The organism is Streptomyces venezuelae, assembly GCF_008642295.1.
GTDB classification, from domain to species: domain Bacteria; phylum Actinomycetota; class Actinomycetes; order Streptomycetales; family Streptomycetaceae; genus Streptomyces; species Streptomyces venezuelae_C.
The window spans coordinates 6,476,695-6,500,360 of record NZ_CP029190.1 but is presented as its reverse complement, the minus strand read 5'-3'; the positions used below and the strand labels follow the sequence as shown (position 1 = coordinate 6,500,360).

The window sequence follows — 23,666 nt, the reverse complement described above, 5'->3', positions numbered from 1 at the left end:
GAAGGGACGGGATGGGCGGGCTGGACATACGCATGCAGGGGGTCGCCTGCGCCCACGGGCGCGTGGCCGCCGTACAGGACGTGGACCTGGAGATCGCGGCCGGCGAACGGGTGGCCCTGACCGGGACCAACGGATCGGGCAAGACCACCCTGCTGCGGGCCGTGCTCGGACTCCACCCCCACACCGGCGGCACGATCCTGGTCGGCGGGCGCGGTACCGCCACCGCCGGGGACCGCGCCTGGCGCCGGCGGGCCTGCGCCTGGATCCCGCAGAAGCCCGCGGCCGGCCGGTTCCCGCTGCTCGGCGGCGAGTTGCTGGCCAGCAGCGGCGCCCCGGCCGAAGCCGCGGAGGCCGCCGCCCGGCTGGGCGTCGCAGAGCTCGCCCGGCGGCCCCTGCACACCCTGTCCGGCGGCCAGCTGCAACGTATGTACCTGGCCCGGGCGATGGGCTGTGTGGCGGCCGGGGCGCAAGTGGTGCTGGCAGACGAACCGACCGCCGCCCTCGACTTCGACGGGCAGGAGGAGGCGGCCGAGGTACTGGCCGCCCTGCCGGCCACCGTGGTGGTGGTGACCCACGACCGGGCGCTCGCCGAACGCTGCGGCCGGGTCCTGGAGATGGCCGCGGGCCGGCTGCGGGAGGTCCGGTGAACGCGCTCGCCACCGCCGACGTCGGCGAACTGCTCCAACTGGTGCCGGTACAGCGGGCCGGGTTCGCGCTGCTGCTGGCCGCGGTCGGGCTGCCGGTGATCGGGGTGGTGATCGTCGGGCTGGACATCATGCCGGTGCGGTTCGCCATGATGCACGTCGCGCTGCTGGGCATCGCGATCGGCCTGTGGACCGGGCTGGACCCCATGGTGTGCGCACTGGTGGCCTGTGCCCTGGCCGGGGCCGGGGTGGCTCCGCTGGCCCGGACCCCGGACGGGCTGTCCGGGGCGATGGGGCTGCTGATGAGCCTGGCCATCGCCGCCGCCCTGCTGGTGCTCGCGGTGACCGGGGTCAATGCCTCGGGGGCGTTCGCCCTGCTGTGGGGGTCGATCCTGTCCGTCGGGACCGCCGACCTGGTGGTGCTGGGCGTACTGGCGGTGGCCGTGCCGGCGCTGTTCTGGTGGCGGCGCCGGGATCTGGCGCTGCTGCTGTACGACCGGGAGCTCGCGCACTGTTCGGGCGTACCGGTCCGCGGGCTGACCCTGGTGCTGCTGGTGCTGGTCGCCGTCTCGGTGGCCGGAGCCATCAAGCTGACCGGGGCCCTGCTGGTCGATGCACTGACCCTGCTGCCCGCGCTGGCCGCCCGCCGGCTGGGCCGCTCCCTCACCTCGATCACGCTCTGGGCCGTCGGCTTCGGCGTGTTCGTGAATCTGACCGGGTTCCTCGTGGCCCTCTGGCTGGACTGGCCGCCCGGGCCGGTCCTCGTCCTCACGGCGGGGGCCGTCGTCCTCGCCGTTCACCTCATTCCGGAACGGAGTACCGGCTCATGGCGCGCACCCGCGTCCGCACCACTTCCCTCCTCCCCCTCCTCGCACTGAGCACCGCACTGGCCCTGGTGGCAGGCTGCGGCGGCGACAGCGACAGCGACGCCGCCGGCGACGACAAGGCCTCGAACCCGGCCAAGGCCGGGGGGCAGCGGCCCGTGGTGGTGGTCACCACCACCTGGGAGGGCGCCTTCGCCAAGGCGGCCGGCGCCGAGGACATCAAGGTCATCGTGCCGCAGTCGGTGCACCATGCGCCCGACTACGACCCGAAGCCCTCCGACCTGGCGGCCGTGGCCAAGGCCGACTTCGTGCTGTACGCGCCGTTCGAGCCGTACGCCGCGAAGATCAGGGAGGCCGCCGGGTCGAAGGCGAAGCTGGTCGAGGTGAACCTGGACAACGACCCGGAGAAGGCGGGGGCCGAAGTCGCCCGGCTGGCGGCGATGTTCGGCACGGACGAGGCCGCCCGGAAGTGGAAGGCCGGCTTCGACACCGAGTACGCGCGGCTGAACGGGGAACTGAAGGCGGCGTGGCCGGGCGGGCAGAGCCCGGCGGTGGTCAACCAGGTGTTCACGGGCTGGTCGGCGAAGCTGGCGGGCGCGACGAGTGTGGGCACGTACGGACCGGAGGCGGTGACCCCCGCTCAGCTCGCCGAACTCTCGGCGAAGAAGCCGGCGCTGGTGCTGGACAACGCCCACATGTCGACCGGAACGGTACTGCCGGGCTCCGGCGCCCGGCAGGTGAAGATCGTCAACTACCCGGGGAACGACCTGGACTTGCTGACGGTATACCGCAACGCGGCGGCGGAACTGAAAAAGGCCATGCAACCCTGACGACCTGCCCCCGGGGCAAGGGCCGGGGCCCGGGGTCCCGCGGGCCGGGAGTTGTTCCCGGCCCGCGGGGCTTTCAGGGCGCCGGGGGCGGGGTCGGGAGGGGGGTCGGGGTCAGGTGGGTGCGGAGGGCCGCGCGGTCCGGTTTGCCGGCCGGGGTCAGGGGGAGTTCCGGGAGCACCAGTAGCCGCTCGGGGTGCTTGCGCGGGTCCAGGCCGTACCGGGTCAGGTGCGCGCCGAGCGAGGCCAGCGTGGGCTCCGCCTGCGGCCTCGGCACCACACAGGCCGCCAGCCGCTCCCCCATCAGCGGATCCGGTACCCCGACGCACACGACGTCCCGGATCTCGGGGTGCGAGACGAGGGCGCGTTCCACCTCCGCGGGGCTGATGTTCGCGCCGCCCCGGATCACGATGTCCTTCAGGCGCCCCACCACGTGCAGCACGCCCTGCTCGTCCAGGAACCCGAGGTCCCCGGTCCGTACCCAGCCGTCGGCGGTGCGGTAGCGGGCGTCCAGTTCGGGGGCGCCCACGTAGCACAGCGGGGTCATCGGCCCGCGGGCCACGATCTCGCCGATGCCGCCGTCCGGCAGCGGTTCCTGGGTGTCGGTGTCGGTGATGCGGATCTCGGCGACCCGGGGGTCGGGCCGGCCGGCCACCACTCCGGGGCCGTCTCCCGGCGGGGTCGAATGCTCCAGTCCGGTGTGGCAGTTGACCCCGTCGGCGGACCCGTACAGGTTCACCACCGGGCAGCCGAACGCCGCCGCCGCGCCCGCCGCGGTGGTCTCGTCGAGCGGTTCCCCTCCCAGTACCAGGGCGGTGGGGGCCGGCAGGTCCTGGTGTTCCTCCGCCGACTCCAGTCGGTCCAGCATCATGCGGATCATGGTCGGCACGCCGAGGACATGGGTCGGCCGGTGTTCGCGGATCGCCGCGAGCGCGCCCTCCGGAGTGAACCGGTCGAGCAGCACCAGGGTGCCGCCGTGCCGGGCCAGTGTGACCGCGGTGCCGTTGGAACCGAAGGCCGAGGCCAGCGGAACCAGGAACAGGCAGCGCGGCGGGGTCCCGTCCGGGATGAGGGAGGCGAGGAAGTTCCCGCGCCCGCCCGCCAGGGCGTTGTGCGAGTACGCGACCATCTTCGGTTCCGCCTCCGAACCGGAGGACACCAGGATGCGAGCGGCGCTGTCGGGGTCGGGGCGGGCGGGGACGAATCCGGCCGGGTCGGAGCGCAGCAGCTGCGCGAAGGACACCGTGCCGTCCGGGGCGGTGCCCGGTCCGGCCGCTATCACCTGCCGCAGGGCGGGCAGTTGAGGGGCCAGGGCGGCGAGCCCGGCCGCCTGCGGTGTGCCGCCGTGGTCGATGGCGGCGATGACGGCGACGGCTCCGGCGCGCCGCAGCAGGGTCTCGGCCTCACGGGTGCCCCGGCCCACCGGGAACGGCAGGGCGATCGCGCCGAGCGCGGCCAGCGCCAGATCGGCGATGACGGCGTTGCGGTGGTTGGGGAGCTGGACGCCGACCACCTCGCCCTCGCCGATGCCGAGGTCCCTGAGGCCGGTGGCCAGACATCGGACCTTGCGGTCCAGGGCGGTGTAACAGAGCTTGCCCTTGGCGTCGAGGACGGCGGTGCGGTGCAGTTCGGCTATCTGACGGGCCCGGAAGAGGCTGTACAGGTCGAGGTCGGGACAGGTGCCGTCGACCACCCAGGACCGGCGGAGGGCGGCGGGCAGCAGATCGCGCAGGACGGGCTTGCCGACTGTGGCGGCGACCGTGCCGCTGGCTGTGCCGGTGACTGTGGCGGTCATACGAAGCTCCAGGGGTCGGGGACTGCGGGGGCGCCGTACACATCGCGGCCGATCGGGCCGGTGAACCGTGGGTCCCGGTGCAGTCCGGACAGGTCGGTGGTGACGGGAGTGGCGGTCATGCCGTGGTCCCCGAGCCGGCGCAGCGCGTCGGGGGTGGACAGGTCCCGCAGGTCGTACTCGGCGGCTGCCGTGGCACACGTGTCGGCGGGGGCGATCCAGCCGTCGGCCGTGGGCAGCGGGCGCCGGAACCCGGCGGGGCGGCGCGGGTCCTCGCCGCGGCCCGCGCGCCGCAGCGCCGGTCCGGTGAGGAGGTCGGCGGCGCCGAGGAGGGAGGAGTCCACGCGGACTCCGTGTCCGGTGCGCTCGCGCAGCAGCAGGCCGGCGAGGACGGCCTCCGCGCCGATCAGTCCGCCCAGCACGTCGAGGAGGGTCATCAGGGAGGGAGCGGGCGGTTCGCCGTGCGGGCGAACGGCCTCGCCGACGCCGGTGCGGGCCTGGACCATGAAGTCCGTGCCCATGGGGGCGTCGGCCAGCCGGTCGGCCCAGCCACTGGTGTACGCGTATACGAGCGCGGGGTGGGCGGCTGCGAAGTGCTCGGCGTCGAGGCCGAGCCGGGCGGCCGTGCCGGGGGCCCAGTTGTGCAGGAACACATCCGCCCCGGCGGCGAGTTCGAGCAGTCGCCTGCGGTCTCCGGGATCCTTGATGTCGATCTCGACGGCCTGCTTGCCCCGGTTGAGGGCGAGCCAGCGGGCGGAGATCCCCGAGCAGGCGGGGGGCATCCCGCGGAGCGGGTCCCCGCCCGGCGGCTCGATCCTGATCACCTCGGCGCCCAGCAGGCCGAGCAGGTGCGCGGCCAGCGGGGCCTGGATCCGGCGGCCGGCCTCCAGCACCGTCAGCCCGGCCAGCGGACCGCCGCCGGATGCCGCGGACACGGGCGCGGGCGCGAGGGCGGAGTACGGGGCGGAGGCACCTGCGGCCGGCCGCGCGCTCAGGGTCCAGGGTGCGGCCCCGTCGTACTCCGCGGCCCGCCCGGCCAGGGTGGACAGCGCGCACACCTCCGCCCCGGACCCGGCCGCGGCCTGCCGGATCCGCTCCCAGCCGCAGGCCCGGGCCATGTGGTGGAGGGCCTCGGGGAAGGGCGCGCAGGCGGTGGCGTACCGGAACTGGAAGGGCCGCCAGCCCGCCCGTATCGCGTCGGCGGGGGCGTCGAGAGCCCGCCAGAAGCCGGCCCACGCCCCGGGGTCGAGGGTCTCCAGCTCGAAGAGGACCCCGTCGGCAGAGGTGAACGGCGGTCCGCCCGGGGCAAGTTCGGCGGCTTCCCCCTCGTCGGCCCCGGTGGCGGCCAGGTACTGCGAAACGGCCAGCAGTCCGGCCCGGTCGACGCTGGTGCCGACCCGCGCGACCGCGCCCCCACGAGCCTGGGCCAGCAGTCCGGCCAGCAGCCCCTGCACGGTGAGCACACCGGTGGCGACGGCCGCGAAGTCGACGGCCAGGCCCCGGGGTTCGCCGTCGCGGCGACCGTGTACCGACATGATGCCGGTGGCGGCCTGCGCGGTGGCCTCGTCGGTGATCCCGCTCCCGGCGGCACCCCAGACGGTGTCCGCACCGAGGGCCGCGAACCCGCCGCCCGACAGCTCGGTACGCCCGGTCCCGTCAGGGGCGGGGGGCGGGCCGCCCGGGACCGGCCCGGCGTCCCGGGCGCCGAGCAGCCGCAGGTGTGCGGCCACCACTTCGGTGAGCTGCGGAGGCCCGCAGGTGTCGAAGCGGAACGTGTCGAGCGGCCGTACCGTCCGTGTGGTGACGGATGACGTCATGCCTCTCCTCCCCCGTTCGGGAAACGCGGTAGCGCGGTATTGCGGGAACCCGGCGGCGGGTGCGCCCGACCAGTTCCTCGTAGGAAGCAGTCGGACAGCAGTTCCCATGGGTTCCCGGCAACGGCGGACCGGAGGAGAGACATGGCGGATACGGCGGATACGGCGGATGCGCCGGATACTGCGGACACGGCGGGTACGACCGTGCCGGAGCGGGTCGCGGAGTTCGTCCGGACCCGGGTGATCCCGCAGGAGCAGGTCCTGGACGCAGGCGGCGCCGGAGCCGCCGAAGCCCTGCGCGGGCTGCGGGACCTGGCCAGGGCGGAGGGCCTGTGGGCCCTGCCGCTGCCCGCCGAACTGGGCGGCGGCGGGCTGGACCTGCCCGCGTACGCCGCGCTCGCCGAGACGGAGGGCGCCAGCGACCACGGCCCGGCCGCCCTCGGTTCGGCCTCGCTGCTCGACGTACGGATGCTGGCGGGGCACGGCAGCGCCCGGGTGCGGGAGCGGTACCTCCGGCCGCTGGTGGCCGGCGAGCTGCGCGCCTGCTACGCCATGACCGAGCCCGAGGTACCGGGCACCGATCCATGGCTCACCGGGACCCGCGCAGAGCGGCTGCCGGACGGCAACTGGCGGATCACCGGCCGCAAGTGGTTCACCTCGGGTGCCGCGGACGCCGGGCTGGTCACCGTACTGGCCCGCACCGACGGGCGGGCCGGGGACCGGGCGGGGCTGTCGCTGCTGGTGGTGCCGACGGACGCGGAGGGCTTCCGGGTGGTGCGCGAGCTGCCGCTGCTGGGCGCGGGCGGGCAGTGGGAGATTGCGCTGGACGGGGTCGTCGTACCGGCGGACCACCTGCTCGGCTCCCCCGGCCAGGCGCTGGCCATCGCCGGGGAGCGGCTCCAGTGGGGCCGTACGCTGCGCTGCCTGCGCTGGCTCGGGCAGGCCCGGCGCGCCTTCGACCTGATGTGCGGCCGGGCGGTGTCGAGGACCGGCTCGGGCGGGCCGCTGGCCGGCCACCAGCTGGTCCAGCAGCATGTGTTCGAGGCGCTGCTGGCGATCCGCACCACCCGTCCCCTGGTGCACGAGGCGGTGGCCCTGCTGGCGGCCGGGCGGGACGCGCGGACGGAGGTGGGCCTGGCGAAGGTGGCTGCGGCGCGGATGCTGCAGCAGGTCGCGGACGCCGCCATCCAGGTCCACGGGGCGGCGGGGCTGGGGCCGGACACCGCGCTGCCCGCCCTGTTCCGCACCGGCCGTACCGCCCGCATCCTCGACGGGCCCGATGAACTGCACATCACCTCGGTCGCCCGCCGGGTGCTGCGGGATTACGGTCCTACACCTCGGTGAGGTCGGCCAGGCCGGTGAGCGCGGCGAGGGCCAGGGCCAGGAAGTGGTCGCCCCAGACGAGCTCGTGGCGGGGTGCGGTGCCGGTGGCGGCGTCGTAGCAGCCGTCCAGGAGCATGCCGGCGGGGCAGCCGGGGCCGGGCCCGGTGAGATGGGCGGTGGCCAGCCGGCGGAGCACCGCCTCGGCGCGGCGGGCGTACTCGGCCTGCCGGGGGCCGGGCTGCCGAGCGAGCTTGAGCAGGGCGACGGCGGTGATGGCGGCTGCGGAGGTGTCGAGGGGGCCTTCGGGCCGGTCCTCGTCCGCGGCGGGCACCGGTGGCCCCGCCAGCCCTTCGGGCCCCATCGGCACCAGCTGCCGGACCGCCGCTTCGAGCCGGTCCGGCCGCCATGCCGCCGAGGCGCCGGGCTCACGGGCGAACCGCAGCCCGTCGGCACAGGCCAGCAGCAGCCAGGCCCGCCCGCGGCTCCACCCACTCCCGGGCTCGGCCCGTCGCATCCACCCGTGCCCGGCCTCGAACTCCCACCCATGGCCCAGCCCGTCCCCGGGCCCCGCCGGGCCAGACCCTACGGCCACGGGCCCGGCGTTCCCCGCCCCCGGGAGGCCGGCCCGCCCAAGCTCCTGGCCGGCCGGCAGCCGCCCCCGTCCCCGTCCCCGCCCGGACTCCCCGCCGCGCCGCGACGGTTCGGCACGGGACGACCCGGCCCCGGCCCCGGGTTCCGGCGAGCCGGGGCGAGCCGGCGCGGGCCCGGCCCCGGGCCCTGCCGGGCCAGACGGTACGGCCACGGGCCCGGCGTTCCACGCCCCCGGGAGACCGAGCCGACCAAGGTCCTCGCCGGCCGGCAGCCGCCCCGGCTCCGACTCCCCGCCGCGCCACAGCGATTCGGCACGGGACGACCCGGCACCGGCCCCGGCACCGGCCCCGGCACCGGGCTCCAGCAAGCCGGGCAGCGCGGGCTCGGGCCCGGCGATCCGCGCCCCCGGGGCGCCGGGCCGCCCGAAGTCCTCGCCGGCCGGCAACCGCCCCCGCCCCGGCTCCGACTCCCCGCCGCGCCGAAGCGATTCGGTACGGGAGGGCCCGGGCGCGGTGGGGTTGCCGGGGTCCGGAGCCGGGCCGTCGTTGGGTGCCCGCCGTGGCGGGCGCAGGCACAGGTCCAGGTGGCCGTGCAGGTGGGCGGCGGCGGCCGGGACGGAGGTCGTGGCGAGGAGGGGAACCATGCCCGGGACCGCGTCGCTGCGGGCCAGCAGGCGGGGGCCGCCCAGGGCCGACCCCCAGGGCACCAGGCCCAACTGCGGGTCCAGCGCGGCATGGCAGGCCTCTGCGGCCCGCCCGCGCAGGTCCGCGGCGGCCGGGTCGCCGTCGGCGAGGGCGGTGCCGTACCAGAGGATCAGCCCGCGGGTCGCCGTGTCGGCCCCTGCCCAGGGGGCGAGCCGGGCGGTGCATTCCGAGGCCGCCGCCCGGTCCGCCGCCGCCCCGGTGTGCCGGGCCCGCAGCCACAGCAGCCCCGCCCAGAAGCCGCCCGCCCAGGAGCCGCGCCGGGTGGTGGTCCAGTGCCCGGTACCGGGATCGGCGAACAGCGGGAACCGGTCGCCGACTTCGGCCCGGGTCACCGCCACCCGCCCCAGCACCGCATCCAGCGCCTGCTCCGCCCAATCGCCGCCGCCGCCCGTCATGCCTGCGTCCCCGTCCTGGTGTCCGTACGGGTGTCCGTGCGGAAACCCCGGTCGCGTACCGCCCAGACGTACGCCACGCCTGCCGCAATCGCGAACTCGCAGGCCACCAACAGCCATCCGGCGCCGTACCGTCCGCTCTGCGCGAGCCACCCGAACAGCGGCGGCCCGGCCGCGAAACCGGCGAAGAACCCGGCCGAGACCAGGGCGGAGTCCCGGCCCGCCCGCCCGGGCCCGGACCGCTGCATGACCAGCACCATCGAGACCGCGTTCGCGGAGACGGCGAACACGCCGATGGCCGCGGCCCCCGTCCAGGCCAACGCGGGCCCGCCCGCGCCCGCCCCGGCCACCCCGGCCGCTCCGGCGAACAGCAGCGCCGCCCCGACCGCACCGGCCGCCAGACCGCCGGGCAGCCACTCGGCGCGCCCCGGCCGGGCCGCCTTCGACCAGCCCACCCGGCCCGCGATACCGGCCGCGCCGAGCACCGCCACCAGCCCGCCGGCCGCGGTGGGGCCCAGGTCCAGCCGCTCCGTACCGAACAGCGCCAGATAGGTATTGACCGAGGCGATACCGCAGCCCAGGAAGAGCGAGAAGGCCGCCAGCCAGCCCACATGCACACCCGGCCCCCCGCCGGCAGCGCCGCCACCGGCGGCACCGGCCGCCTTGGGCGACGCGGCCGTCGGCGCATCGGCGGGCAGCAGTCGCCAGGTCCAGCCGGCGGTCAGCAGTGCCGCGCCCGCGGCCGTCCACACCGCACCCCGCCAGCCGAGTCCGCCGGCCAGCGCCGCGAGCGGCAGACCTGCGGCGAACGCGCCGAGCTGGACCCCGGACTGCTTCATCCCGGTCACCCCGCCCCGGCGCTCCGCCGGAACCACGGCCAGAATGGCCTTGTTGGTGGCCGGGTTGGCCAGCGCCTGCGGAAGTCCGCCCAGCGCCACGGCACCGAGCAGCAGCCCGGCCCCCGGCGCGGCCCCGATCAGCCCGAGCGCGACCGCGGCCACCAGGAGCAGCAGTACCAGCGACCGGCGGGGCCCGATCCGGTCCACCACCCGGCCGGCCGACGGGGAGAGCAGCGCGGCGGTTCCGAAGCCGATCGTGGTCGTCAGCCCCAACAGCACGGGCGAGAGGTCCAGTTCGTCCATCAGCCGTGGGCCGAGCGCACCCAGCAGGAACAGCTGCAGCATGGAGAAGGCCATGGCGCAGGTCAGCAGGACCGTCAGCCGGTGCCCGGCCCGCCCCGGGCCCGCACCCCCTGCCCGGCCCAGGTCAGGTGCCCCGGCCTCGGCCCCGGCCGCCTGCGCGGACCTCCGCGCATCCCCCATCGCCCTCCCCCTCTCACGCCCACGCGCCGTCCGGCGCAGTGGAGTTGTCGTTGCCGACGGGCTCCGGGTTCCCGGCCCGCCCGGTGGCCATGGTCACATCCCGGCGGTCCGGCCGGAGCTTGAGAATGAGTCGAGCGTTCCCCGTGGAGGTCCGCCGGACGGGGTGCGAGGATGACCCCGCCATGAATCCGGACCGGGCGTGCCGAGGGTTGCGGGCTGCGGTGTTCGCAGCCGTCTGTGTGCTGCTCGCAGCCCTGGGCCATGTCCTGATGTCGGGTGCCCCGGTGGCCGGTTGGACGATCGCCGCCGGTTTCGCGGGGACGGCGGCGGCGGCCTGGCTGCTCGCCGCCCGGGAACGCGGACTGCTGGTGGTCACCTCGGCCGCGGTCGCCGCCCAGGCCCTGCTCCACTCCGCGTTCTCGCTGGGCCTGCCGTCCGGCCACCAGCCCTCGCCGGGCTCCTGTGCCCCGCCGGCGGCCGGGTCCGCCGCCCCCGCCCACCACCTGCACGCCGGCCATGCCGGCCAGATCGGCCAGGCCGCGACCGACGGGGCCGTCCCCGCGGGGCACGACATGGCCTGTATGTCCCCGACCGGGATGACGGCCGCCCACCTCCTCGCCGCCCTGCTCTGCGGGCTCTGGCTCGCGTACGGGGAACAGGCGCTCTTCCGGCTGCTGCGCTCCTTCACCGGGCGGTTCCTGACGCCCCTGTGGCTGCTGCTGCGCCGGCCCGTGCCGCTGCATCCGCAGCCGCCCCGGCTGCGGGTCCGCCGGGAACGCCGGGCCCGGCCGCTGCGCCGGCTGCTCCTCGACCATGCCATCACCTCACGGGGTCCGCCGCCCGGGACCGCTGTCCGCTGACAGCCGGCTTCCCGGACGGCCGACGTGACCCGTCGCGCCCTCCGGGCATCGGCCCGGTGCGCCTCCCGCGCCCGGCGCCGTACCCGTTTGACGCTCACCGGTGCCGCCCTTCCGCGTGCCGCACCGGCTTCCGCATCCTCACGAAGGACCCGAGGCGATGACCCCTACCCTGATGTCCGCGCGCCCGGCGCGCCCCACCCCCGCAACCGCACCCACCACCGCACCCGCGACCGGCACCGACGATGCCGTGACCCGGCTGGCCCTGGACGCCCGCGGCGGCGATCCCGAGCAGGTGGACCGGTTCGTCCGGGCCCTGCACCGCGACGTCCGGCGGTACGTCGTCTTCCTCGGCGCCGACCCGCAGGCCGCCGAGGACCTCACCCAGGAGACGTTCCTGCGCGCCCTGGGCGCCCTGCACCGGTTCGAGGGCCGCTCCTCGGCCCGCACCTGGCTGCTGACCATCGCCCGCCGCACGGTGATCGACAGCCTGCGCCATGCGGCGGCCCGCCCCAGACTCTCGGGCCGGGACGACTGGCAGACGGCGGCGGAGCAGGCCCAGCCGCGCGGCCTGCCGGGCTTCGAGGACGGGGTCGCGCTGGCCGAGCTGCTGGCCGCGATCCCGGCGGAGCGCCGCGAGGCGTTCGTCCTCACCCAGGTCCTGGGGCTGCCCTATGCGGAGGCGGCCGATGCCATCGGCTGTCCCGTCGGCACCGTCCGGTCCCGGGTCGCCCGCGCTCGGACCTCGCTGATCAGCCTGCTGTCCGAGCCCGACCCCCAGGCGGCCCAGACAGCCCAGGCGGCCTGAGGCAAGCCGCCGCACGCCCCACCCGGGCCCCGGCCCGCCCCGGTCCGGCTCGGTCAGTACGGCCGCGGCTCCATGGCCCGCGGCCCGGTGTCCGGCGCCTCGAACCGGCAGGCCGGGGCGCCGGGCCCGGCGGCGGCCCGGACGCTGGCCCGGGTGGGCGGATCGGTCGGCAGTTCGACGGTGACGGTGACCGGGACATCGCGGCGGGTGGTGGCGTGCCCGGTCTCCTTGCCGTCGACCAGCACCTCCACCACCACGGTGTGGCCGGTCTGGACGGTGGCACTGACCGAGTGTCCGAGGTGGTCGGTGTGGAAGTGGTGGCGTCGTCTCAGTCTCATCGGTCTCATCGGTCTCATCGGGGCGTCAGAGCTCCCTCGGTGCGAGCGGAGTGGCGGCCGGGCCGTCCAGCACGGTGCCGTCGGGGGCAAACCGGGAGCCGTGGCAGGGGCACTCCCAGGTCTGTTCGGCCTGGTTGAAGGCAACCAGGCAGCCCATGTGGGTGCAGCGGGCGGCCACCGCCCGCAGGGTGCCTTCGGTGTCGCGGTGGACGGCACAGGGATGGCCGTGGACGCGGATGACGGCCCCTTCGCCGGGTTCCAGGGCCTCGGCGGCCTCCCGGCCGGCGAGGTGGCGGCGGTCGCCCAGGTAGTGCCCGGCGACCGCGGCCTGCCCCGTCAGCAGGGAGGGGAGTTCCCGGGCCGGGGGCATCCGGCGGGGGTCGAAGAGCTCGGTCCAGGCCGGCCGGGGGCCGCCGCGGATATGGGCGGTGAGCAGCCGGCCGGCCATGATGCCGCCGGTCAGGCCCCAGCCGCCGAATCCGGTGGCCACGTACAGGTGCTGGGTGCCGGGGTGGAGGTGGCCTACAAAGGGCAGGTGGTCGGCGGAGTCCACGTCCTGGGCGGCCCAGCGCTGCACCCCGCCCGCAGTGCCGAATCCGGGGAAGGACTCCCGGGCCCAGCTCTCCAGCCGGGCCCACCGGTCGACGCTGCCGTTCTCGCCCGGCCGGAAGGATTCCCCGGCGACGATCAGCAGGCGCTGTCCGGGGGCGTACGGGGCGGTGCGGACGGAGCGGACCCGGTCCTCCGGGGTGAGATACATGCCGTGGGGGTCGGTGTTCTCCGGGACGGGCGCGGCGATCACCAGTTCGCGCCGAGGGCTGAGCCGGGCCAGCAGCGAGACCGGCCCCACCAGGGGGTAGTGGCAGGCGAGCACCGCTTCGGCGGCGTGTACGACGGGCCCGGCGGAGGTTTCGATCCGGATCCGGGCGTGCTCCTCGACGGCGGTGGCCCGGGTCTGCTCGAAGATCCGGCCGCCGGCGGCGGTGACGGCCTCGGCGAGGCCGGTCAGAAAGGCGACCGGGTGGATCTGCAACTGGTCGGGGAGGTACACGGCGGCGGCCACCGCGAAGGGCAGGCCGGTCTCGGTGACGACCCGCGCGTCGAGTCCGGCGGCCCGGGCGGCGGTCACCTCGGCGCGGATCTCCCCGACCCGCTCGGGATCGCGTACGTAGGTGAGGGCGGGGAGCCGCTCGCAGCCCGGGGCGGTGGCCGGGTCGGCGCCGAGCGCGACCGCCCGCTCCAGGGCGTCCTGCTGTGCTGCCGCGTACAGTCCGGCGCCGTCCGGTCCCACGCTGCGCCGCAGCCGCTCGTACTGCAGGCCGTGCAGGGCGGTGAGCTTTCCCGTGGTGTGGCCGGTGGTGCCGGAGAGGATCCGGTCCGCTTCGATCAGGACCGTCTCGCGGCCCGCGACGGCGAGCTCCCGGGCGGTGGCGAGTCCGGCGATTCCGCCGCCGATGACCACGGTGTCGACGTCGAGGTCCCGGTCGAGGCGGGGGTACTGCGGCCGGTGGGCGGTGGCCAGCCAGTGCGAGAGCGGGCCGCCGGCCCGCACCGGGGTGGTGTCGTCCATGCCGTGCGGGTACCCCGCACCGCCGTGGGGGATGCGCCAAAGGCGCCGCGGTCACCGGTTGCGCCCGCGCCGTGACCGACAGAGAGTGAATCCGGACAAACCGTCCCAAATCTCTGCACGAGGAGTACGTCATGAGCAAGGCCAAGGCGAAGGCCAAGCAGATCAAGGGCAAGATGAAGGAGTCGGTCGGCGATATGACCGACGACAAGCGCATGGAGGCGGAAGGCCGCGGCGAGCAGATGACCGGCAAGATGCAGGAGGCCGCGGCCAAGACGGGCGAGCGGATGAAGAAGCCCGGCAAGTAACGACGAGCCGGGCGCCCGCTCCACTCCTACGCCCTGCATCGCCCCGCCCGCGCACAGCCGGGGCGGGGCGATGCGGTGCCGTGCGGGCACTCCCCTAGCTGTCGCGGACCGCCACGATGCCGTTGAAGACTCCGACGTAGGCGGTGCCGTCCGGGCCGAGGGTGATCGGGGCCCAGTTGTTGTCGTACAGCGGGCCGGTGCCGGTCAGCTGCCGCCAGCGGCGCTCGCCGGTCCGGAAGTCCACCGCGGTGAGGTACCAGGCGTCGATGCCCAGGACATGGGGCTCCTTCTCGTAGAAGTAGAGCAGCCCATTGCCGGTGGAGAGCTTCGGGACGGTCGAGGGCGAGCGGATCGCACTCTCCCAGACCGTGTCGCAGCCGCTGCCGTCGGCGCGGACGTCGATCCGGCTGACGCCGCCGGTGACGCTCTTGCCGAAGAGCAGGCTGGTCGGGTTCTCGTAGCCGTAGTTGTTCTCGACGACGAGGCTGTTGCCCCAGCTGATCAGGGAGTTGTCGGTGGTCGAGGCCCCGGAGCCGAACACCGGGACCGTGCAGACCAGCCGCTGCCCGTCCGGCACGTTGGCGCCGCGCCGGAAGACGAGGACGTTCATCCGGTCGTCGGCATTGTCGGTGATGGCGACGTAGCCGGCGCCGAACAGATCCGGGGTGGTGCCCGAACCCTGGTTCACGGAGCCGGGTTTGGTTCCCGTACCGCGGTCGTAGGTCTGCCGCCACTGCACCCGGGGGGTGCCGTCGGGATCGGCGCGGAAGCTGTAGAGCGCATGGTCGGAGACGATGGAGACGCCGTCCTCGGCGACCGAGAAGGAGTTCTGGATCTCCTCGCCCTGGAGCCGGACATGGCGGATCGCCCCGGTCGCCGGGTCGACCGTGCCGACCCGGCCCAGCCGGGTGACCCACCAGATCCGGCCGTCCCAGTCCGGCATCACGGAGGTCACGGGGTCGCAGGTGCCGCTGGGCCACAGGTTGGTCCAGCTCACGCAGTCGTGCGGCACGACGCCGGTGAGGTCCCAGTCGTCGTCGACGGTGAACTTCCAGCTGCCGTCCGGGTTCCGGCTGTGGGCGAGGCGCAGGATGTGCTGGCGGGAGTCGGCCAGCACGGCGCGGTCCTGGTGGTCCAGGTAGAAGTAGGCGCCGCCCGAGGTGTCCTTGAAGATCTTCGAGAAGTCGAGCGAGGTGATCGCCTCGACCGTCGAGGAGCGCTGCGGGAGCTGGTGTTCCGCGAGCGTGTCGAGGGTACGGGGGTCCAGCAGTTTGACCTTGAAGCCGGAGAAGGTGCCGCAGACGGTGACCAGGCGACCGCCCGAGTCGAAGGTGGCGGTGGCGCACTCCCCGCCCAGGGCGGCGATCTTCCTGCTGGTCACCTGGGGGGCCCGGCCGAGCGGGCCGGACCAGGGGACGGTGGCGCTGCCGGCCGCGTCGGCGTGCATGCCGCTGCGGCCGTTGGGCGCGAGGTACGGGTGCTGCGGCGGGGCCTCGCCGGGCAGTGGTGCGGCGGCGGCCGGACTGCCGTCGTAGCGGTCGACCAGGCGGTGGCCGGGCGCCTTGGGTATCTCCTCGGCCTGGGCCGGGACGATGCCGGTCAGCGCCGCGAGGGCGGCGAGGGCCGGGACCACACCGCAGTTCAGGGCTCTGCGCATCATCGGGCTTCCTCCGTTCTCTTCCTCGTTGTTGACATTGCGTATGACATCGCGCCGCCGCCAGACGCTAGATCGCACCGGCCGAGGAGTCCATGGAAGGTGAGGATGATTCACGAAGGCGCAACAGTCGATCAACTGACGCCGGATCGGGGGCGGTTCAGGGATTGAGGGCGGCGACCACCTCGGCAGTGGCCGCGAGGCCGTTGTGGATGGTCGCGGCCAGACTGCTGCTCGCCAGATAGAAGCCGAGCAGCATGCAGACCAGCGCGTGCGAGAACTTGAGACCGCCGCTGCGCAGGAAGATCCACGCGAGGATGAGCAGCAGCAGGATCACGGAGAGGGAAATCGCCATCGAAAACCTCCTTGTGCCGCGTCATCGTGGCGCAGCGGGAGGTCCGGACGGGGGCATGACGTGTCCGCCGTACGGGTGTTGACGGTCCGTGACGGACTCCCGGCCCTTGACGGCCGCCAAGTCGGCCCCGTGGAAGGCGAACCCGCGCAAGGCGAACCCGTCTCTTGTCCGGCCGCCACCACCCGTGCCATAAAGGTCCAGACCTTTTATACGGGAGGCGAAGGAGTACCCGTGCGACGCTCCGCAGTGCTCTGCGCCCTGGCGGTGGCCGGCCTGGCCGCCTGCAGCAGCCCGGACACCACGCCTCCGGCCGCCCCGGCCGGTCTCACCGCGCAGGCGGGCAGCGCCAGTTCGGTGCACGTCATGTGGGAGGCGGCGGACGGCCGGGAAGGGGTCACAGGCTACCGGGTGTTCCAGGGCGACCGCATGGTCCGCGAGCTGCCCGCCGAGAAGACCATGACCGATGTCACCGGACTGAGCCCGCAGACCCGGTACGCCTTCACCGTCCGGGCCCTGGACGCGGCCGGGAACCTCTCCGCGGCCGGGCCCCAGGCGGAGGTCACCACCCCGGCCGCCCGGGCCGAGGACCGGCAGGCCCCGACCGCCCCGGCCCGCGCCGCCGGCAGCCCGGCCGGATCCCGGGAGGCCCGGCTGTCCTGGTCCGCGGCCACCGACGCGTCGGGGGTCACGGCGTACGACGTGTACCAGGGCGGGGTCCGCATCCACACGGTGGCGGGCACCGAGACCGGCACCCGGCTCACCGGGCTGCGGCCGGACACCGTCTACACCTTCACCGTGCGGGCCCGGGACGGCGCGGACAACTCCTCCCCCGACAGCCCGCCGGTGGACATCACCACGGAGCCCGCCGACGGCCCGGGGCCGAGCACCTCCCCCGGCGACTTCACGGCCACCGCCTCCCCCGGCGCGGTGGCACTCTCCTGGACCCCGCCGGACACCGGCCGGGAGACCCGCGAGTACGAACTGCACGTGAACGGCCGGGCCACCACGGTGATCCAGTTCGGCGCCGGCGCGGTACCCGCCGGGCGGGCCGAGCACCGGCTGACGGTGGCCGAACCGGCCGGCACCGAGTGGCGCGTGAAACTGCGCGCCCGGCTGCCCGACGGCACCTGGGGCGCGTTCTCCGCCGAACGCCGGGTCACCCTCGGCCCGTGAGCGCGCCGCCCCGAAGGGGAACACCCCTGCGATCCAGGCCAAGATCAGCACGGAACGGCCATCGAGCAGGCGCAGACCGCACAGGATGCAGCCAGGTCCGACCGACATCCGATCAACAGCGGTCAAACGGGCGATTTCGGCGGCGCTTCTGCGCCAGAATCTGGCGCCGTGCCGGGAAATCTGCCGCCCGAGTCGGCGAGCTTCGTCGGCCGAGTACATGAACTCGGCCTGCTCGATGCCCTGTTGCGTGAACGCAGGCTGATCACCGTGACCGGCGTGGGAGGGGTCGGCAAATCACGGCTGGCCCTGCACGCCGTCCGCGGTCTCGCCCGGTCCCGAAGACCGGCCCACCGCGACGGCATCTGGTGGGTGGAGCTCTCCCCGCTGCGCGATCCGGAACTGCTGCCCGCAACCGTGGCCCACACCCTCGGCCTGGCGGTCCACTCCACCCGCTCCCTGGCCGAGGAACTCTGTGCCTGGATGGCGGACAAGGAGCTGCTGCTGGTCCTCGACACCTGCGAGCACCTGGTCGCCGCCGGCCGTCACCTGGTCGGCGAACTCCTCCAGACCGCACCCGGGCTGACGGTCCTGGCCACCACCCGCGAACCGCTCGGCAGCCCCGGCGAGGCCCTCCTCGAACTCCGCCCGCTGCCCTCCGACGGACCCGACAGCGACGCCCTCACACTGTTCCGGGAGCGGGCCCTGACCGCCACCCCGCGCGCCGCGGACCTGTTCGCCGACCCCGGCCGGACGGCCCTCGCGGCCGAGGTCTGCCGCCGGCTCGACGGGATCCCGCTCGCCCTGGAACTGGCCGGGGCCCGGCTGCGGCGGTGGAGCCTCGAGCAGCTGGCGCAGAAACTGGACCTCCGCTTCGAGCTCCCCTCCGACCCGCCGACGCCGCTGCTGCCCCGGCACCAGACCCTGCGTACGGCCATCGGCTGGAGCCACGAACTGTGCGCACCGCTGGAACGGCTGCTCTGGGCCCGGCTCTCGGTGTTCGCCGGGAGCTTCGACCTGGCCGCGGCCCGGGCGGTCTGCGCCGGCGGACCGCTGCCGGCCGGCCGGGTGGAGCAGGTACTGGCCTCGCTCGTCACCAAATCGGTGGTCCGCCGGTCCGGCCCGGGCACCCGGTACCTGATGCTCGACACCCTGCGCGAGTACGGGCACGACTGGCTGGCCGAACTGGGCGAGGTCGGCACCGTCGCCGACCGGCACGCCCACTGGTACGCCCAGCTCGCGCAGGCCGCGGACACCGGCTGGATGGGACCCGGCCAGCTGGACTGGCACCGCCGGATGACCGCCGACCACATGCAGCTGCGCACGGCCCTGGAGCACCTGCTGGGCACCGACCCGGCGGCTGCCCTGGAGATGGCAGGGGCCCTCTGGTTCTTCTGGTTCTGCTGCGGGCACACGTACGAGGGCCGGACCTTCCTGGAGCGGGCCCTGCGGATGGCCCAGCCGACCGGGGCGGCATATACCCACGGGTTGTGGGCACTCGGGGCGATCTGTCTGATCCAGGGCGACCTGGCGACGGCGCAGGAGCGCGGTGAGCAGTGCACGGCGGCTGCGGCCCGGCTGGCCGATCCGGAGCGCGAGCTGCGGGCGGCGTACCTGCTGGGGGCGGCGGTGCTGATGCCCGGCGACCCCGAGCGGGCGCTGAGGCTGTCGGGCCCGTCGGCCCGGGAGGCCATCGGCGGCCGGACGAGCGGGCCGGGCTGGCTGCTGTGCCGGCTGGTGACCTCGTACGCCCTGTGCGACCTGGGCCGGTTCGAGGAGGCGCTGGAAGAGGCCACCGGGCTGCGGGAGGCCTGCGCCGAACTCGGCGAGCGCTGGATGCGCGCCTATGCGGACTACATTCTGGCCACGGCGGCGCGCGCCCTGGGGCGGCACGAGCCGGCCGCCGGGCACGTGCGGGCCATGCTCTCGGGCAAACGGCTGCTGGGCGACCGGTTCGGCATCGCGCTCGGCCTGGACCTGCTGGCCGCGACGGTCGCCGAACAGGGCGACGGGGAGCTCGCGGCCCGGCTGCTGGGCAACGCCCACGCCTGGTGGCGGACGGTGGGCCGGCCGCAGATGGGCTCGCCCTCGCTCACGGCCGTCCGGGACGCCGGTGAACAGCGGGCCCGCGCCACGATCGGCGATGCGGCGTACGAGCACGCCTTCCGGGGCGGCGCGGAGGCGACCACGGGCTGACCTCCACCTCGATCGGCGGTCAGTACGGGAGCGGGCGCCCCGACGGGGTGCGCAGGTCCAGGTCCCGGGGGGCCGGCTTGGGGACGGGCTTGCGGATCAGCTGCTGACGCATGGGCGCCTCCCCGCTCAGACCAGGGCCGGGGCCGGCCGGTGCGGTTCCACCGTGCGGCCGTCGGGGAGCAGCTCGCCGGTGTCGTCGAAGACGACGGCACCGTTGCAGAGCAGGCTCCAGCCCTGTTCCGGGCGGGATGCGACGACGCGGGCCGCTTCACGGTCGGCGCTGTCGGCGCTGGGGCAGGGGGGCTGGTGGGAGCACATGGCGCACCTCCTCGCAGTGTGGGGCGGAGGGCCGGTGGTCACCCGGTCGGTTCCGCGATCCACGGTGGCGAGGAGTATTACCGATCACCGCCCCGCTGCGGAACCCATATTCGGGGCCCAGTTCATCGAGCAGTTGCCCGATTACGATGCGTTCATGCCCGATATCCGGATCGTCCGCCGCAGTGCACTCCCGCCGGCCGAGGCCTGGAGGCGCCTCACGGACTGGGAACGGCACGGCGAGCAGGTCCCCCTGACGAAAACCGTTGTCGATACGGCGCCTCCCACCGGGGTCGGAACCCGCTTCACGGCCCGCACCGGAGTGGGAAGGCTCACACTCGACGACCGGATGGAAATCGTCCGCTGGCAGCCGCCGGCGCCGGACCGGGCGACGGCCCTGGTCCGGCTGGAGAAGCGGGGCCGCGCGGTGCGCGGCTGGGCGGAGATCGAGATCGCCGCGCTGCCGGCCGGCGGCAGCGAGATCCGGTGGCGGGAGGACCTCCGCCTCAGCGGCCTCCCCCGCCTCCTGGACCCCGCCGTGGCGGCGGTGGGGCGCTTCCTCTTCTCCCGCGCCCTGGACCGCCTGCTCACGCCATGACCGGCCCTATCGGATCGGCATCCCCGAGAGCGTGCGGGCGATCACCAGGCGCTGGATCTCGCTCGTCCCCTCGAAGATCGTGTAGATCGCGCTGTCCCGGTGCATCCGCTCCACCGGGTACTCCCGGGTGAAGCCGTTGCCGCCGAGGATCTGCACGGCCTGCGCGGTGACCTTCTTCGCCATCTCGCTCGCGAACAGCTTCGACATGGAGCCCTCCGCCGAGGTGAACGGCTTGCCCGCGACGGCCATCCAGGAGGCCCGCCACACCAGCAGCCGGGCCGCGTCGATCTGGGTCCGCATGTCGGCGAGCTGGAAGGCCACGCCCTGGTTGTCGATGATGGGGCGGCCGAACTGGGTACGGGTCTTCGCGTAGTCCAGGGCGACCTCGTACGCGGCGCGCGCGGTGCCCACCGCCATGGCGCCGACCGCGGGGCGGGAGGCCTCGAAGGTGGCCATGGCGGCGTTCTTCACCCGCTCGCCGCCGCCCTGCGCAGCCCGCTCACGGGCCCGGGCGAGCCGCTCGTCCAGCTTCTCCTTGCCGCCGAGCAGGCAGGAGCCGGGCACCCGGACGTCCTCCAGCACCACCTCGGCGGTGTGCGAGGCGCGGATGCCGTGCTTCTGGAACTTCTGGCCCTGGGACAGGCCGGGGGTGTTCGGCGGCACGATGAAGGAGGCGTGCCCCTTGGTCCCGAGCTCGGGATCGACCACCGCGACCACGATGTGGACGTTGGCGATGCCGCCGTTGGTCGCCCAGGTCTTGGTTCCGTTGAGGACCCACTCGTCCTTGGCCTGGTCGTAGACGGCGCGGGTGCGCATCGAGCCGACGTCGGAGCCGGCGTCCGGCTCGGAGGAGCAGAAGGCGGCGACCTTGACGTCGTCGGGGGTGCCGTACATCTGCGGGATCCAGGTGCCGATCTGCTCCTCGGTGCCGTTGGCGACGACGCCGATGGCGGCCAGACCGGTGCCGACGATCGACAGGGCGATGCCCGCGTCGCCCCAGAAGAGCTCCTCCATGGCCATCGGGATGCCGAGGCCGGTGGGGTCGAAGAACTGCTGCGCATAGAAGTCGAGGGAGTAGATGCCGACCTTGGCGGCCTCCTGGATGACCGGCCAGGGGGTCTCCTCGCGCTCGTCCCACTCCGCGGCGGCCGGGCGGATGACATCGGCGGCGAAGCCGTGAATCCACTCCTGGACCTGCTTCTGGTCCTCGTTCAGCTCCATGGTGAACTCCGCCATGTCCCCTCCAGCTATGCTTGTGCAATACGTGCGTTACCTGCGGTAACGCACCGCAGGGCCCCAGTGTGTTACTCGCGAGTAGCACCTGTCAACCAAACTGCCTCCGGCCCTCCGATCCGCTCCCTGAGCTGCTGCGGGGTCGCAGAGTGTTACGTTGCGTGGGCGTCACGCACATCGCAAGGGCGGGGAGACACGTCATGGAGACCAAGCAGCAGGCCGACCAGCAGCCGGGGGCGGCCGAACGCCGCCGGCGGGAACTGCTCGAAGCGGCGGACCGGGTCGTACTGCGCGACGGCCCGAAGGCTTCCATGAACGCCATCGCGGCCGAGGCCGGCATCACGAAGCCGATCCTGTACCGGCACTTCGGCGACAAGGCGGGCCTCTACCAGGCCCTCGCCACCCGCCACACCGATGCCCTGCTGGACTCGCTGCGGGCCGCGCTGGACGCGCCGGCCGAGCGGCGCAGCCGGGTGGAGGCCACCCTGGACACCTACCTCGCCGCGATCGAGGCCCGCCCGCAGGTCTACCGCTTCCTGATGCACCCGGCGGAGGACTCCCACACCGCGGAGCGCGGCTTCGATGTGGGCCTGCACTCGGCCCCGCTGCTGCGCCGGCTGGGCGAGGAGCTCGCCAAGGTGATCGAGGAGCGGGTGGACCTGGGCCCGGGCGGCGAACAGCTGGCCCGGATCTGGGGCCACGGCATCGTCGGCATGATGCACGCGGCCGGCGACTGGTGGCTCGGCGAGCGCCCCTGCTCCCGCGAAACCCTGGTCAGCGGCCTGACAGACCTCCTCTGGGGCCGCCTCTCCACAGCCGGCAACCGCACGGACGGCCCCGGCTTCTGACCCCCACCGCGGGCCCCGGGCGAACACGCGCCGGTCAAGGCCCACGCACGGCTCCGGGGCGCAGCCCCAGCACGGGGGCCCGGGGCGGAGCCCCGCGAAGGGGCGCCAAGCGAAGCCCGTGCACGGGTTCCGGGGCACAGCCCCACAGACGGGGTACGGGGCGCAGCCCCGCAAAGGGGCGCCAGGCGCAGCCCGCAAACGGGTTCCGGGCGCACCCGCGCACCCGCTCCGGGGCGCAGACCCGCGAAGGGGCGCCAAGCGAAGCCCGTGCACGCGTTCCGGGGCACAGCCCCACAGACGGGGTACGGGGCGCAGCCCCGCGAAGGGGCGCCGGGCACAGACCGTGCACGGGGTCCGGGCGCACCCGCGCGCCTACGGGCCCGGGGCGGAGCCCCGCGAACGGGCGCCGGGCGAAGCCCGTGCGCCTACGGCCCCGGGGCGCAGCCCCGCCAACGGGTCCGGGGCGGAGCCTCGGTTTCGGGAAGGGGTGGGGTGGGGGCCATGGCCCCGGGGCGCAGCCCCGGTCAGGGCGACCAGGGCGCCCGGCGGATGGCGCGCTCCAGCCGCCGCCTCCGCACCCCCTCCACCCGGTCCCGGTACACCACCCCGTCCAGGTGATCGCACTCGTGCTGCAGGCACCGCGCGAAAAACCCCGTACCCTCCACCCGTACGGCCCGCCCGTCGGCGGTGCCCCCCTCGACCACGGCCCGGTCGAACCGCACCGTCCCCGCCTCCAGCCCCGGCAGGGACAGACACCCCTCCGGCCCCCGGAGCTCCACCCCGTCCACCTCCGCCAAACGCGGGTTGACGATGTGCCCGATGTGCCGTTCGTCCTCGTCGTCCGGGCAGTCGTACACGAACACCCGCCGGGCCACCCCGATCTGGTTGGCGGCCAGCCCGACCCCCTGCGCCGCGTACATCGTCGCGAACATGTCCTCGATCAACCGGTCGAGCTCCGGCCCGAATTCGGTGACCTCGGCGCAAGCCGAGTGGAGCACCGGATCGCCGAGCAGGCTCATGGTGCGGACGGTGCCGGACGTACCGGGAATGGGGCGCTGTCGCATGGCCGTAAGGGTACGTCGGGCGAATATATGAGGAGATCCGCGACGTCACAGCGGCGCCGCGGTCAGGGCTCCGGCCGGTTCTGGATAGGCTGGGGCCGGACCGACGCAAGGAGGAACTGGGA

Annotated in this window: 22 protein-coding genes; 11 read left to right on the top strand and 11 right to left on the bottom strand. The window is 74.7% G+C overall.

Features of this window, described 5'->3' with window-relative positions; translation table 11 throughout:
- Nucleotides 1-11: 11 nt before the first annotated feature.
- From DEJ50_RS29215 to DEJ50_RS29205, 3 genes are read left to right on the top strand one after another with little or no spacing between them, the layout of a single operon-like run.
- Nucleotides 12-647 (top strand): metal ABC transporter ATP-binding protein, encoded by a 636-nt coding sequence (locus DEJ50_RS29215; protein WP_150211062.1) that lies wholly within the window; start codon nt 12-14, stop codon nt 645-647.
- Nucleotides 644-1,522: a metal ABC transporter permease gene (locus DEJ50_RS29210; protein ID WP_150211061.1), complete on the top strand. Its 879-nt coding sequence runs from the start codon at nt 644-646 to the stop codon at nt 1,520-1,522. The genes DEJ50_RS29215 and DEJ50_RS29210 overlap by 4 nt, the downstream gene beginning before the upstream one ends.
- On the top strand, nt 1,471-2,298 hold the full coding sequence (locus DEJ50_RS29205) for a metal ABC transporter solute-binding protein, Zn/Mn family (RefSeq protein ID WP_150211060.1): 828 nt from the start codon (nt 1,471-1,473) through the stop codon (nt 2,296-2,298). Before DEJ50_RS29210 ends, DEJ50_RS29205 begins: the two co-directional genes overlap by 52 nt.
- Nucleotides 2,299-2,371: 73 nt before the next feature.
- On the opposite strand, the gene DEJ50_RS29200 is transcribed toward DEJ50_RS29205, so the two are convergent.
- Both DEJ50_RS29200 and DEJ50_RS29195 read right to left on the bottom strand, forming a co-directional pair.
- Nucleotides 2,372-4,090 (bottom strand): class I adenylate-forming enzyme family protein, encoded by a 1,719-nt coding sequence (locus DEJ50_RS29200; protein WP_150211059.1) that lies wholly within the window; start codon nt 4,088-4,090, stop codon nt 2,372-2,374.
- The gene (locus DEJ50_RS29195) at nt 4,087-5,904 is read right to left on the bottom strand and encodes a CoA transferase (RefSeq protein ID WP_150211058.1); all 1,818 of its coding nucleotides are present in this window, start codon (nt 5,902-5,904) and stop codon (nt 4,087-4,089) included. Before DEJ50_RS29195 ends, DEJ50_RS29200 begins: the two co-directional genes overlap by 4 nt.
- Nucleotides 5,905-6,045: 141 nt before the next feature.
- Here DEJ50_RS29195 and DEJ50_RS29190 point away from each other — a divergent pair, with 141 nt between their 5' ends.
- Entirely contained in the window at nt 6,046-7,245 is a 1,200-nt protein-coding gene (locus DEJ50_RS29190) for an acyl-CoA dehydrogenase family protein (protein WP_150211057.1), read from the top strand.
- Here the strand turns inward: DEJ50_RS29190 and DEJ50_RS35475 are convergent.
- Nucleotides 7,232-8,914, bottom strand: a complete 1,683-nt coding sequence (locus tag DEJ50_RS35475) for a hypothetical protein (RefSeq protein ID WP_317852566.1) — start codon at nt 8,912-8,914, stop codon at nt 7,232-7,234. The two genes, DEJ50_RS29190 and DEJ50_RS35475, sit on opposite strands and share 14 nt — an antisense overlap.
- Entirely contained in the window at nt 8,911-10,233 is a 1,323-nt protein-coding gene (locus DEJ50_RS29180) for an MFS transporter (RefSeq protein WP_150211056.1), read from the bottom strand. Before DEJ50_RS29180 ends, DEJ50_RS35475 begins: the two co-directional genes overlap by 4 nt.
- A 221-nt stretch (nt 10,234-10,454) precedes the next feature.
- Between DEJ50_RS29180 and DEJ50_RS29175 the strand changes: the two genes are divergently transcribed.
- The gene (locus DEJ50_RS29175; RefSeq protein WP_150211055.1) at nt 10,455-11,093 is read left to right on the top strand and encodes a hypothetical protein; all 639 of its coding nucleotides are present in this window, start codon (nt 10,455-10,457) and stop codon (nt 11,091-11,093) included.
- Between the two features lie 157 nt (nt 11,094-11,250).
- A complete protein-coding gene (locus DEJ50_RS29170) occupies nt 11,251-11,898 on the top strand; it encodes a sigma-70 family RNA polymerase sigma factor (protein ID WP_223837947.1) in 648 nt (215 codons plus the stop codon).
- A 53-nt stretch (nt 11,899-11,951) separates the two neighbouring features.
- On the opposite strand, the gene DEJ50_RS29165 is transcribed toward DEJ50_RS29170, so the two are convergent.
- Both DEJ50_RS29165 and DEJ50_RS29160 read right to left on the bottom strand, forming a co-directional pair.
- The gene (locus DEJ50_RS29165; RefSeq protein WP_223837946.1) at nt 11,952-12,236 is read right to left on the bottom strand and encodes a hypothetical protein; all 285 of its coding nucleotides are present in this window, start codon (nt 12,234-12,236) and stop codon (nt 11,952-11,954) included.
- Nucleotides 12,237-12,261: 25 nt separating this feature from the next.
- Nucleotides 12,262-13,806, bottom strand: a complete 1,545-nt coding sequence (locus DEJ50_RS29160) for an FAD-dependent oxidoreductase (protein WP_150211054.1) — start codon at nt 13,804-13,806, stop codon at nt 12,262-12,264.
- A 131-nt stretch (nt 13,807-13,937) separates the two neighbouring features.
- Here DEJ50_RS29160 and DEJ50_RS29155 point away from each other — a divergent pair, with 131 nt between their 5' ends.
- Nucleotides 13,938-14,111, top strand: coding sequence for a CsbD family protein (locus DEJ50_RS29155; RefSeq protein WP_150211053.1), 174 nt, complete (start codon nt 13,938-13,940; stop codon nt 14,109-14,111).
- A gap of 94 nt (nt 14,112-14,205) precedes the next feature.
- Here DEJ50_RS29155 and DEJ50_RS29150 read toward each other — a convergent pair whose 3' ends face one another.
- Both DEJ50_RS29150 and DEJ50_RS29145 read right to left on the bottom strand, forming a co-directional pair.
- Nucleotides 14,206-15,771: a hypothetical protein gene (locus DEJ50_RS29150; RefSeq protein ID WP_223837945.1), complete on the bottom strand. Its 1,566-nt coding sequence runs from the start codon at nt 15,769-15,771 to the stop codon at nt 14,206-14,208.
- Between the two features lie 154 nt (nt 15,772-15,925).
- Nucleotides 15,926-16,120 (bottom strand): hypothetical protein, encoded by a 195-nt coding sequence (locus tag DEJ50_RS29145; RefSeq protein WP_150211052.1) that lies wholly within the window; start codon nt 16,118-16,120, stop codon nt 15,926-15,928.
- Nucleotides 16,121-16,351: 231 nt separating this feature from the next.
- Here DEJ50_RS29145 and DEJ50_RS29140 point away from each other — a divergent pair, with 231 nt between their 5' ends.
- Nucleotides 16,352-17,293 carry a fibronectin type III domain-containing protein gene (locus DEJ50_RS29140; RefSeq protein WP_150211051.1) on the top strand — a complete coding sequence of 314 codons (942 nt, stop codon included), beginning with the start codon at nt 16,352-16,354 and terminating at the stop codon, nt 17,291-17,293.
- 168 nt (nt 17,294-17,461) lie between these two features.
- Complete coding sequence (locus tag DEJ50_RS29135; protein ID WP_150211050.1) at nt 17,462-19,486, top strand: ATP-binding protein; 2,025 nt, start codon at nt 17,462-17,464, stop codon at nt 19,484-19,486.
- A gap of 126 nt (nt 19,487-19,612) precedes the next feature.
- Here DEJ50_RS29135 and DEJ50_RS29130 read toward each other — a convergent pair whose 3' ends face one another.
- A complete protein-coding gene (locus DEJ50_RS29130) occupies nt 19,613-19,804 on the bottom strand; it encodes a DUF5999 family protein (RefSeq protein ID WP_150211049.1) in 192 nt (63 codons plus the stop codon).
- Nucleotides 19,805-19,958: 154 nt separating this feature from the next.
- On the opposite strand from DEJ50_RS29130, the gene DEJ50_RS29125 reads away from it, so the two are divergent.
- Nucleotides 19,959-20,399 carry an SRPBCC family protein gene (locus DEJ50_RS29125; protein WP_150211048.1) on the top strand — a complete coding sequence of 147 codons (441 nt, stop codon included), beginning with the start codon at nt 19,959-19,961 and terminating at the stop codon, nt 20,397-20,399.
- 6 nt (nt 20,400-20,405) lie between these two features.
- Here the strand turns inward: DEJ50_RS29125 and DEJ50_RS29120 are convergent, their stop codons facing one another.
- Complete coding sequence (locus DEJ50_RS29120; protein WP_150211047.1) at nt 20,406-21,635, bottom strand: acyl-CoA dehydrogenase family protein; 1,230 nt, start codon at nt 21,633-21,635, stop codon at nt 20,406-20,408.
- Between the two features lie 197 nt (nt 21,636-21,832).
- On the opposite strand from DEJ50_RS29120, the gene DEJ50_RS29115 reads away from it, so the two are divergent.
- Entirely contained in the window at nt 21,833-22,480 is a 648-nt protein-coding gene (locus tag DEJ50_RS29115) for a TetR family transcriptional regulator (RefSeq protein ID WP_150211046.1), read from the top strand.
- A gap of 524 nt (nt 22,481-23,004) precedes the next feature.
- On the opposite strand, the gene def is transcribed toward DEJ50_RS29115, so the two are convergent.
- Nucleotides 23,005-23,544: a peptide deformylase gene (gene def, locus DEJ50_RS29110; protein WP_150211045.1), complete on the bottom strand. Its 540-nt coding sequence runs from the start codon at nt 23,542-23,544 to the stop codon at nt 23,005-23,007.
- Nucleotides 23,545-23,666 lie beyond the last annotated feature (122 nt).